A 10,542-nucleotide genomic window follows, 5' to 3' on the forward strand; every position below is an offset into this window, starting at 1 on the left:
GAGCCGTATGACGGGAAACTGTCACGTACGGTTCTTAGGCGGGAAGGCGGTGGTAACACCGCTGACCCAGCCGATTACTCTCCGCTGGTGAATCGTCTGAAAGGTCAGGTCATCAAAATCAGCCCCAACAGCACCCAGTTCATCAACCCTATGGACATCAATGCCAACTACTCCGAGGAAGATAACCCGCTTTCCTTGAAAGCCGACTTTATCCTTTCCCTGTGCGAACTTGTGGTGGGTGGCAAGGAAGGGCTGCTGCCGGTGGAGAAAACCGTCATTGACCGCTGTGTGCATCTGATTTACCGCAAATATTTTGCAGACCCCTGCCCGGAGAATATGCCCATTCTTGAGGATTTGTACAACGCCCTGCTCCAACAGGACGAGAAGGAAGCCCACCATGTTGCCACGGCGTTGGAAATCTATGTGAAAGGCTCCCTGAACCTGTTCAACCACCGCACCAATGTTAATGTCAACAACAGAATCGTGTGCTATGACATCAAGGAATTGGGCAAACAGATGAAGAAACTCGGTATGCTCATTGTGCAGGATCAGGTGTGGGGGCGTGTCACCGCAAACCGCAGCAGCGGCAAGTCTACCCGGTATTATATGGATGAGATGCACCTCCTCTTAAAAGAGGAACAGACCGCCGCTTATTCCGTGGAGATCTGGAAGCGTTTCCGTAAGTGGGGCGGTATCCCGACTGGATTAACGCAAAACGTCAAAGACCTCCTTTCTTCGCGTGAGGTCGAGAATATTTTTGAAAATTCAGACATGATCATCATGCTGAATCAGGCGGCGGGAGACCGGCAAATTCTCGCAAAGCAGCTCAACATTTCGCCCCATCAGCTTTCCTATGTGACCCACTCCGGCGAGGGTGAGGGGTTGCTTTTTTTCGGCAATGTCATTCTGCCGTTCGTTGACCGATTCCCCACCGATCTGGAACTCTACCGGATCATGACCACCAAGTTGGGTGAAGTCTCGGAGGGTGCACAGAAATGAGCAAACCGAAACTGAACATCAAAGAGGAACCATCCGTCAAAAAGACCCGTTCTCCCCCGAAAAAAACCAAGGTGGAGCAGTCGGTGCCCAAAAAGAAAAAGCTAAAAACGGATGTAGACAAGGCGGCAGAAAAAGCCCAGCATCTGCGGTTCGGCAAGGCGGAACTGACCCCGGACGAGTTGAGCCGGTTGAGCAAGGCGCAGAAATGGGAAATGTACGCCGCCCATGCCGCCCGGTCTGCGGTGCACCGGGAAGTTGACCAGTACGAGGATGAAAACGTCGGTGTGCAGGCTCTGAGCGAGGGCGAAAAAGCCGCCGAGACCACCCACGATATTGCCAAGAGTCGCTATGCCCGGAAGCTGAAAAAGAAAGCCAAGATGCAGGGCAAGAAGGGCACCAAAACCGCAAAATCTTCTGCACGAGAGCCGACTGCGGCACAAGATGCAGGCGCACCCGGCACCGGTGAGGGCGGCTCCAACTGGCTTTCACGTTGGAAACAGCGGCAAGAAATTCACAAAAGCTATTATACCGCCGCCCGGTCGGGCACGGCGGCGCAGACCGCAGGCGGCAAGGCGGCATCCAACGGTGCATCTGCTGCCCGGTCCGGCGTGGAACAAGCCGTAGAAAAAGGTAAAACCGCCGTCAGCACTGCCGTAAAGGGGCTGATGAATGCCGCCAAGGGCAACGCACACGTTCTGGTGATCGTGGGCGTTTTTCTTTTGCTCATCCTCATGGTGATGTCCGGCTTTTCCTCCTGCGGCATCCTCTTTTCCGGCGGTACACAGGTATCCGGGCAGACCATGTACTCTGCCGAGGACCGGGACATCCGGGGCGCAGAACAGGACTACAAGAAGCTGGAAAAGGAACTGGACAAAAAGATCAAGCGCACTCCCACCGACCACCCCGGCTACAACGAGTACCAGTACCACCTTGACCCCATCGAGCATGACCCGTGGCAGCTCACTTCGTTCCTGACCACCTTGTATGATGACTACACCCGCAGCGAGGTACAGGGAAAACTGAAGGAGACATTCAAAAAGCAGTACAAGCTGACCACATGGGTAGAGGTGCAGATACGGTACAAGACCGTTTGGGTCATCAGTCCGGCAGGAATCCCGGTTCCCACGCAGGTGCCATACGAGTATCGAATTTTTCACACAAAGCTGGTGAACAAAGGGCTGGAAGTGGTTATCCGGGAGGAACTGAATAACGATCAGTGGAAAAGGTACGAGATCTTTCAGGACACCTTGGGTGGCAGACCTTATCTGTTCAACGGTGGTCTGCCGCCCGGTGGCTCGGATGGCTCCGGCGTACCGGGTATTGATTATCAGGTTCCGGCAGAAGCCCTGACAGACGAGGAGTTTGCCGCCATCTACAAGGAAGCCCAAAAATATGTAGGCACACCCTATGTGTGGGGCGGCTCCACCCCGGAAACCGGGTTCGATTGCAGCGGCTATGTCTGTTGGGTGTACAACCAGAACGGCTACAATGTAGGGCGCACCACTGCCAACGGCCTGTGGAACAAGAGCCAGCATATCAGCGAGGCAGAAGCAAAGCCCGGTGATTTGGTCTTTTTCAAGGAAACCTACGACACCCCCGGCATGAGCCACACTGGAATCTATCTGGGCAACGGCATGATGGTGTCCGCTGGCGACCCCATCAAGTACGCAAACATTCACTCGTCCTACTGGGAGAAGCATCTCGCCGGGTTCGGACGGCTTTCAAAATGATTGGAGGGTTCAACTATGAGCGAAAAACTGGATAAGCTGCGAGCAATGCTCAAGAAAGAGCAGGAGCGCCGCATCAAGCTGAACAATCGCATTGCGGTTTTGGAGCGTCGGATTCAGGAGGAAGAAGCCGCTGAGGTCAGCAACATGGTCCGCACGGCGAATGTAACCCCGGAACAGCTTGCTGCTCTGCTGCGGCAGTCGGCAACCGCTACCCCGAACCCGGCTGCGCTGTCTGCCGTGGGTGCAACTTTTGAGAAGGAGGTCGATGCTGATGAAGATTAAGAAACTGGGTGCGCTGCTGGTATCGGCGGCACTGTGCGCTGGCATAGCGGCTCCCGCCTTTGCCTTTGAGGGCGAAGCTGCCCCGGTGGAACAGCCGGTTCTGGAAGAAGTCGTGGAGGAAGATGTTGTCACCATCACGGACGAAACCTCTGGTGCCCTGACCCCGGAGGGCAATCTGACGCTGGTGGACGACTATCACACCTCTTACTCGGACGGCTCTGGACAGCAGTTCATTACGCTGGTGTCGAAGTCGGGTGCCACCTTCTATCTGGTCATTGACCGCAACGCCAAAGGGCAGCAGACCGTCCACTTTATGAATCTGGTGGATGAAGCCGACCTGTTGGCTCTTATGGAGGAAGAAGATGCGGACGCTTATACCGCCGAAAAGGAAGCGGCGGCGCAGGCGGAACAGGACAGGCTGAAAGCCGAGGAAGAAGCGAAGAAAGCCGCAGAAGAAGCGGCGGCATCCGGCGAGGAACAGCCCAAGGAAAACAAGGTCACAAAGATCGCATCAGGCTTTCTGGGGGTAGTCGTGCTGATCGCACTGGCGGCAGGCGGCATTTTCTACGCTTTCGCAAAGCAGAAGCAGAAAAAGCAGGCCGAAAAAGAAGCCCTTGACCCTGATGCAAATTACACCGAGGACAAGGGCGATTTTGAGATTCCGACCGATGTGCCGGACGAGGACGAAGCCCCGGACGAGCAGGACACCGAACCCATCTGATCTCAAGGCGGCATTTGCCGCCGTACATAGAAAAACGATTCAAATCGTCCAAATCGGAACGATATAGTTGTCCCGGTCGATCACACCGACTTTGGGCTTCATGCAGACAATGGCACCTTTTCCGCGCGGAACGGATGCCTTGTCCAGCAGCGAAAACACCTTTGTCAGCTCCGTTCCGGGGTTGGAAGTCTTTTTGATCTCGATGGGATTCAGGACACCATCTTGCTCCAGCACAATGTCGATTTCCTTGGCATCCTTATCCCGATAATAGTACATGAACGGCTCCCTGCCGGTATTCAGATAGGTCTTGGCGATTTCGGAAACGACATAGTTTTCGAGGATAGCCCCATTCATGGCACCGCATTCCAGAACTTCGGCACTGCTCCACCGGGTTAGATAGCAGACCAGCCCGGTATCGTAGAAATAGAGTTTCGGGGTTTTTACCAGACGCTTCAGCAAGTTGTTGGAATACGGGTGCAGATAGAAAATGATTCCAAGCGTTTCCAGAATGTGCAGCCAGTCTTTAGCCTGTTTCTGGTTGATGTCCGCATCCTGCGCAATGTCCGAAACGTTCAGCATCTGAGAACACCGAGCCGCAACCGCCGTCATAAAACGCAGGAACTTCAAAGCATCAATCGCATCCGAAAGCTCTTTGACATCGCGCTCGATATAGGTGGACAGATAGCTGCTGTAAAAAATATGGCTGTTCGTATTCTTTCCGCTTGCGATTGCCGGCATGGAACCTTGATAGATTCGCTCAAAAATACCTTTGGTATCCACAGGCTTGCTCAGACTTTCCCGCTTCAGAAGTGCATCCAGATCTACCCGGAACGGCTCTGTTTCCGTTCCGTTCAGCTCTGACTGCGAAAGAGGGGTCATGGACAGCACAGCAACACGCCCGGCAAGGGATTCCTGTACCCCACGCATCAGCTTGAACACCTGCGAACCGGTCAGCCAAAAGGCACCCGGCTCCTGATGGGTATCGGCATACACCTTGATATAGGTGAACAGCTCTGGGGCGTACTGCACCTCATCAATCAGAACCGGCGGCTTATGCAGCTGCAAAAACAACTCCGGGTCATTTTTTGCCAGTGCCCGCTCGTTCAAATCATCCAGCGATACATAACCGCGGGAACTGCCCTCCATGAGCTTTTTCAGCATGGTCGTTTTGCCAACCTGTCGGGGACCCGTCACAAGGACAACCGGGTATTCCCGCGTGACCTGCTCTACAACCTTTTCAAGACTTCTTCGGATATACATCGTATCATTCACCGCCTTTGTTCTTCGGCTAATTTTTCTTCTGATTCCATTTTAGCCGAAATAGCTGTAACTTGCAAGCACATTTTGTAATCCATAAAAAACAAGGAAGGAGTCGATGCTTATTGCCTTATCGCTTAGTTGTCAGCGAAAAGCCCTCCGTTGCGATGGCTTACGCAAAAGTCCTCGGTGCGACCCGCCGCAAAGACGGTTATCTGGAGGGCGGCGGTTATCTGGTCAGCTGGTGCATCGGGCATTTGGTAGAGCTTGCACCGCCCAACGTCTATGACGAAAGGTTCGTCAAATGGAGCATTGCCGATTTGCCCATCCTGCCGCAGAAGTGGCAGTACCTTGTGTCTGCATCCACAAAGAAGCAGTTTGGCATCCTGAAAGACCTGATGAATCGCCCAGACATTGACAGTATTATCTGCGCTACGGACGCAGGGCGCGAAGGAGAACTGATTTTCCGGCTGGTTTACCAGCAGGCGCAGTGCAAAAAGCCATTCTCCCGGCTCTGGCTTTCCAGCATGGAGGACAGTGCAATCCGGGAGGGCTTTGCAAATCTGAAACCGTCAACTGAATACGATGCGCTGTACAACGCAGCACTCTGCCGGGAACGTGCCGACTGGATGGTCGGCATCAATGCGTCCCGGCTTTTTTCGTGTCTGTACGGGCAACCGCTGGCGGTGGGGCGTGTTATGACCCCGGTGCTTGCCATGACGGTGGTGCGGGAAGCCGCCATCGCCGCCTTTGTGCCGGAGAAATTCTACACGGTGGATCTGGAACTGACCAGCGGCTGCACGGCATCCAGCCGCCGCATTCCCGAAAAATCCGTTGCCGAAAACCTGCTGGAAGCCTGCCGGAAGGAGATGGTGGCAACGATCCAGCGCATCACCCGCAAGGAAAAGTCCGAGAATCCACCGTCGCTGTACGACCTGACCACCCTTCAGCGGGATGCAAACCGCTTGCTGGGGTACAGCGCACAGCAGACTTTGGACTATGTGCAGAGCCTGTATGAGAAGAAACTTACCACTTATCCCCGAACTGATAGCTGCTATATCACCGACGATGACGAGGAAATGCTGGAGGAACTGACTGAGGAACTGGAAAGGTTTCTCGATATTACTCCGGCAGATGTAGACGAGGCTGTGCCCCGGACACGGCGCACCGTCAACCGGGAAAAAGTCACCGACCACCACGCCATTCTGCCCACCCGCAGTATGCTGCAAGCCGATCTGGAGGCTCTGCCCAAGGGTGAGCAGAACGTTCTGAAGCTCATCATCGCCCGGACGCTGATGGCGGTCAGCAAGCCCTTCCGGTATCTGGAAACTCTGCTGACCACCGAATGTGCCGGGGAGGAGTTTACCGCCAAGGGAAAGGAGGTTCTGGACGAGGGCTGGAAAGCGGTGGAGCGCAAGATGCTGGCAGACATCCTGAACCGGAAACAGGAACTCACTGCCCTGCCCAATGCGGCAGAAAACGAGTGCGGAATCCTCAATGCAGAGCTGAAGGAGGGGCAAACGTCCCCGCCAAAGCACTTTACGGAGGACACCCTGCTGCACGCTATGGAAACTGCCAGTGCGGACAGTATGCCGGAGGGTATGGAGCGTCAGGGTATCGGCACTCCGGCAACCCGTGCTGCCACCATCGAAAAGCTGGTGCAGAAGGGCTTTCTGGAACGCAAGGGCAGCAAAAAGACCAAGGTGCTGCTGCCCACCGACAAGGGCAAAGCCCTCATCACCGTAATGCCCGAAGAAATTCAGTCCCCGGAAATGACCGCCGATTGGGAAACGAAGCTGCTGCAAATCGAACGCAACGAAATGGAGCCGGAAACTTTTATGACTGAAATCAAGGAAATGATCTCCTCGCTGGTAACGACCACCGAGGCCGCGAAAGGAGCGAATGCGCTTATGAAAAACAAAATCGTTGGTGTCTGCCCGAACTGTGGTAAGCCTGTCGTGGAACGTGAAAAGGGCTGGTTTTGCGAGAACCGAGAGTGCCGTTTCGTGCTGTGGAAGGACAATGCGTTCTTCAAGCGTCTGGGCAAGCGGCTGGATTCCCATATTGCCGATAAGCTGCTGCGGGATGGCCGTGTCCGCCTGAAGGACTGCCGCAGTGCTAACTACAACGCCACCGTGCTGCTGTCCTGTGAAGCCGATGGCCGCAGCAAGTTTTCTCTGGAATTTGAGGGTGGCTGCTGATGGAACAGAAAACCGAAGCCCTCTACCTCATCAATGGGGACAAATTCCTGCATTTGCGGGAAAACGGTGCCGGTGTCGGCTTTGCAACTTATGATTGTGCCACCGGTGCGCCACAGGAGTTCGGGCAGGTTTCCAAACAGAATCTTCCGCCCGATGGCCGCAACGCCATTCCTGCCGCCCGGAACTGGTATCTGTTTGAGCTTTCCAGTGATGACCGCAAGGCGATTCAGGAGGTCAGCTTGCAGCACCTCGACACCATCCCGCAGTCTGGTGTCCGCAGGCGGCGCATCTGGGATGACCCCACGATTCCCAGAGATGATGTCCGGCTTATCAACAGCCACTATGATGATCTCTACCGTGTGCCGAATCATGGTGTGATTCAGGTTGACCGTTCCGATGGCAGCAGTTACACGGCACGGGTCGAGCATCTGGACGACTATCATTTTGATCTGGGCGAGTACGGAAACGTCTATCACATCTGTCAGTTCGGCGAGATGATGGAGCGCACCGGCTCGACCGCCTATCCTGAAATTCAGACGCAGGACGAGCAGGGTGCATGGGAACTGGGCGGCAAGGGCTATCTTGCTGTTCAGTCCTGCGAGGATGGCTGGGATTATACCCTCTATCACAGCGATTATTCTGTGATGGATGGTGGGCAGATCGACGCACCCGAATTGACGATTCAGGAAGTCCGGGAGCAGATTCTGGAAGCGCACCACATGGAAAAGGGGCGGCGTGTGCTGAAGGACTATGACCTCATCATGGACAAGGTTTCCGAAGCCGAAGAACTGGGGCTGTCTGACCGTCCTTCCACACTGGAAAAGCTGGCAGAACTGGCTGGTGCAAAAGAAAAATGCGATGCCCCGGAATGCAACCCTTTTGGGTGTAAGAAAGCGAGGGATGCCCATGAACTTTGACCATGACGAGCTGATGCTGATGATGCTTTACAACACGGGAAGTCGGCTGGGGCTGATGCAGGAATTGCAGCTCATGCAGTGCTACCTGATGCCGGATGAAACTGCCCTGCGGGAACTGTCCGAGGGCGTTATCGAAAAGCTGAAACTGCTGACCGATGCGGAGTTTTCCAATCTGGAATTTTCCCCGGACTGACTTTTGCCGCCTGCAGGCGGCGTACATAAGGACTACCAATTTCTTGAAAACATGATATACTTATTGCTGTACCTTGTTTCCATCAAGGCCCGTGGGAGATGATTGTAGAAATGAATAAAATAACATTAAAAGAAATCCGTTTCAAAAAATTAAAAGGGTTGTCAAACGTAACCATCAAATTCTCAAAGCCTCTAACAGCTATTATGGGCGTCAATGGGTCCGGAAAAACAACTGTAATACATGCATTATCATGCTTGTACAATCCAGACGGGAACGGTGAGAATCATATATTTCCTGAATTTTTTACTCCAAATACAGATGCTTCATGGTCTGGCAGTGAATTGGAAGCCGTTAACGAAATTATTGGAACCGATGGTGTTCCTACATTGCTTCCACCTAAAAAGTATTACAAGGCGTTCGACCGCTGGGCACCACGTTATCAGACTCGTCCAAAGAGAAACGTATATTATATTGGAATAGAAACCTGCCTCCCGGATATTGAAAAGAAAAACCAAACAACAAAAATTTCATATGTTTCTCAATGCCAAACCAGCAATGTGGCACGAAAAACAATTCAAGGTGCAGCGGGTATTCTAAACAAAAATTATACTGCATTGATGGACAATTGCTATAAAGGAACTCATTTTCCGGGCGTTGAGTTAAGCGATAGTCTCAAATACTCATCACTTAGCATGGGGTCAGGTGAGCAGCGCACAATTAAAATTCTTGAAAAAGTCACTCGTGCAGAAAAATATTCACTAATTTTAGTCGATGAACTTGATTTGCTACTTCATGTATCTGCTTTTCGGAAATTAGTTAAAGAACTCAATAGAATAGCTGTTGAGAAGAAATTACAAATTGTATTCACAACTCACTCATTAGAAATTCTTTCTATGTCTGAATATATCGGAATACAATATATTGAAAATGTAACGTCCCCCACAGGATCAGCAAACTCATTCGTTTATGATAGACTCAGTGAAGAACTGATTTATAACATGTCCGGCGAATGTAATAAACCCGTCAAAATATATGTGGAAGATTCCCTTGCGAAAGATATTGTTCACGAAATTGTTAGAGACTTGCAAATGACATTTCTTGTTGAGATTTGCAAATTTGGCGCAATCGAAAACGCTTTCACCCTTGCCGCAAGCTTTATCATAGAGCAAAGAGATACTAGAAACATCCTTATTGTCACTGATGGTGATAAATACTGTACTGATTCCGAAAGGATGGATCACATTGAGAAAAAATTATGTGGGACAGAAGATGATGCTGAAGACAAACGTCAGGCAGCACTTCAGTTGATTCATCAATTTTCCTTACCCACTAGCACCCCACCAGAAAAATTTTTACATCAAATAATATTGGAAACATTTCCTCAAGATAATAGTATCTATCAAGCTGCTCAAGCGATTCAGGGCGTTAATGATTCGCATGAATGGATTAGTAACATTTGTGATCGATTGGATGAAAGCCAAGAGACAATTATCAGAGAAATTTTTAAATACGCAAGCAGCCATGAACTGTTCCTTTCTTATATTGACAATATAAAGACGTGGCTGAGCCAACACCAAAACATCTAACTGTCTGAAGGTACAATCAAAAGCTGAGATTGATAGTCACTGTGCATCTTCCGAGCCTGTGTTTTTCGCCAACTGATTTTTGCCGCCTACAGGCGGCGTACATAGAAAAAAGTTACAAACCCTAAAAGATGCGGTCTTGATAGCATCACTCCGTTCGTGTTATACTATTATTACTTTACCATTTCAGATTCAAAACAGAAAGCGAGGAAAGCCAATGGACAACGAACGCCGCTCCCCCATCGACCGACTGCTTTTTGCTACCTTCTTGAAGGGTCGTACATCTTCCCGTGACCTTTGGGATGAAAAGGGTGAGATGTCCCCTGAAGATAACCAGAAGATTGTGAACGAGACCAACGAGATCATCAACGATGATTCTACCTACCCGTTCATCAGCTATCTGACCGATCTTCTTGCAAAATCCAAGCCTTCCGATGCCGCTGTCAAAAAGCTGCATGATCTCATCGACCAGATTGCCGCAGCCACCGGGCATGACAGCATCGATATTTTCCGGGTGCTTCTGGCGAAGCTGATTGAAAAGCCCGAAGAACAGCAGACATTCGACACTCTGCTGGAACTGGCTGAAAAGATTGCCGCAAAACACTAAAATAACTTTACATGGAATCCATGGCGAGTGACCTATATGGTTGCTCGCTTTT

The 10,542-nt window shown here is 51.6% G+C and carries 10 protein-coding genes; 9 read left to right on the forward strand and 1 reads right to left on the reverse strand.

The window, feature by feature from the left end:
- The 4 genes from C7J97_RS12175 to C7J97_RS12190 all read left to right on the forward strand — a co-directional run.
- Positions 1 to 999 (forward strand): VirB4-like conjugal transfer ATPase, CD1110 family (locus C7J97_RS12175; RefSeq protein ID WP_423240881.1); only part of this gene is annotated, 999 nt, incomplete at its 5' end.
- On the forward strand, positions 996 to 2,729 hold the full coding sequence (locus C7J97_RS12180) for a C40 family peptidase (protein ID WP_113993114.1): 1,734 nt from the start codon (positions 996 to 998) through the stop codon (positions 2,727 to 2,729). The genes C7J97_RS12175 and C7J97_RS12180, both read left to right, overlap by 4 nt.
- 15 nt (positions 2,730 to 2,744) lie before the next feature.
- The gene (locus tag C7J97_RS12185; RefSeq protein ID WP_113993115.1) at positions 2,745 to 3,011 is read left to right on the forward strand and encodes a DUF4315 family protein; all 267 of its coding nucleotides are present in this window, start codon (positions 2,745 to 2,747) and stop codon (positions 3,009 to 3,011) included.
- Positions 2,995 to 3,732 (forward strand): DUF4366 domain-containing protein, encoded by a 738-nt coding sequence (locus tag C7J97_RS12190; protein WP_113993116.1) that lies wholly within the window; start codon positions 2,995 to 2,997, stop codon positions 3,730 to 3,732. The genes C7J97_RS12185 and C7J97_RS12190 overlap by 17 nt, the downstream gene beginning before the upstream one ends.
- A gap of 39 nt (positions 3,733 to 3,771) precedes the next feature.
- On the opposite strand, the gene C7J97_RS12195 is transcribed toward C7J97_RS12190, so the two are convergent.
- Entirely contained in the window at positions 3,772 to 4,992 is a 1,221-nt protein-coding gene (locus tag C7J97_RS12195) for an ATP-binding protein (RefSeq protein WP_113993117.1), read from the reverse strand.
- Between the two features lie 164 nt (positions 4,993 to 5,156).
- Between C7J97_RS12195 and C7J97_RS12200 the strand changes: the two genes are divergently transcribed.
- From C7J97_RS12200 to C7J97_RS12220, 5 genes are all read left to right on the forward strand, one after another.
- Positions 5,157 to 7,190, forward strand: a complete 2,034-nt coding sequence (locus tag C7J97_RS12200; protein ID WP_242983514.1) for a DNA topoisomerase 3 — start codon at positions 5,157 to 5,159, stop codon at positions 7,188 to 7,190.
- Positions 7,190 to 8,107, forward strand: a complete 918-nt coding sequence (locus C7J97_RS12205) for an LPD16 domain-containing protein (protein WP_170126671.1) — start codon at positions 7,190 to 7,192, stop codon at positions 8,105 to 8,107. Before C7J97_RS12200 ends, C7J97_RS12205 begins: the two co-directional genes overlap by 1 nt.
- Complete coding sequence (locus C7J97_RS12210; protein ID WP_113993147.1) at positions 8,097 to 8,300, forward strand: transposon-transfer assisting family protein; 204 nt, start codon at positions 8,097 to 8,099, stop codon at positions 8,298 to 8,300. Before C7J97_RS12205 ends, C7J97_RS12210 begins: the two co-directional genes overlap by 11 nt.
- Positions 8,301 to 8,410: 110 nt before the next feature.
- Positions 8,411 to 9,886, forward strand: a complete 1,476-nt coding sequence (locus C7J97_RS12215) for an ATP-dependent nuclease (RefSeq protein ID WP_170126672.1) — start codon at positions 8,411 to 8,413, stop codon at positions 9,884 to 9,886.
- 214 nt (positions 9,887 to 10,100) lie between these two features.
- Positions 10,101 to 10,490, forward strand: coding sequence for a hypothetical protein (locus tag C7J97_RS12220; protein WP_113993120.1), 390 nt, complete (start codon positions 10,101 to 10,103; stop codon positions 10,488 to 10,490).
- The last annotated feature ends 52 nt before the right edge of the window (positions 10,491 to 10,542 follow it).

Source organism: Faecalibacterium prausnitzii, assembly GCF_003324185.1.
Lineage (GTDB): Bacteria > Bacillota > Clostridia > Oscillospirales > Ruminococcaceae > Faecalibacterium > Faecalibacterium prausnitzii.

Bases quoted from the DNA above. Each gene is read 5' to 3' on its own strand.
- C7J97_RS12215 (WP_170126672.1), top strand. From the start codon at position 8,411: ATGAATAAAATAACATTAAAAGAAATCCGTTTCAAAAAATTAAAAGGG.
- C7J97_RS12195 (WP_113993117.1), bottom strand. From the start codon at position 4,992: ATGTATATCCGAAGAAGTCTTGAAAAGGTTGTAGAGCAGGTCACGCGG.
- C7J97_RS12180 (WP_113993114.1), top strand. From the start codon at position 996: ATGAGCAAACCGAAACTGAACATCAAAGAGGAACCATCCGTCAAAAAG.
- C7J97_RS12185 (WP_113993115.1), top strand. From the start codon at position 2,745: ATGAGCGAAAAACTGGATAAGCTGCGAGCAATGCTCAAGAAAGAGCAG.
- C7J97_RS12200 (WP_242983514.1), top strand. From the start codon at position 5,157: ATGGCTTACGCAAAAGTCCTCGGTGCGACCCGCCGCAAAGACGGTTAT.
- C7J97_RS12190 (WP_113993116.1), top strand. From the start codon at position 2,995: ATGCTGATGAAGATTAAGAAACTGGGTGCGCTGCTGGTATCGGCGGCA.
- C7J97_RS12220 (WP_113993120.1), top strand. From the start codon at position 10,101: ATGGACAACGAACGCCGCTCCCCCATCGACCGACTGCTTTTTGCTACC.
- C7J97_RS12205 (WP_170126671.1), top strand. From the start codon at position 7,190: ATGGAACAGAAAACCGAAGCCCTCTACCTCATCAATGGGGACAAATTC.
- C7J97_RS12210 (WP_113993147.1), top strand. From the start codon at position 8,097: ATGAACTTTGACCATGACGAGCTGATGCTGATGATGCTTTACAACACG.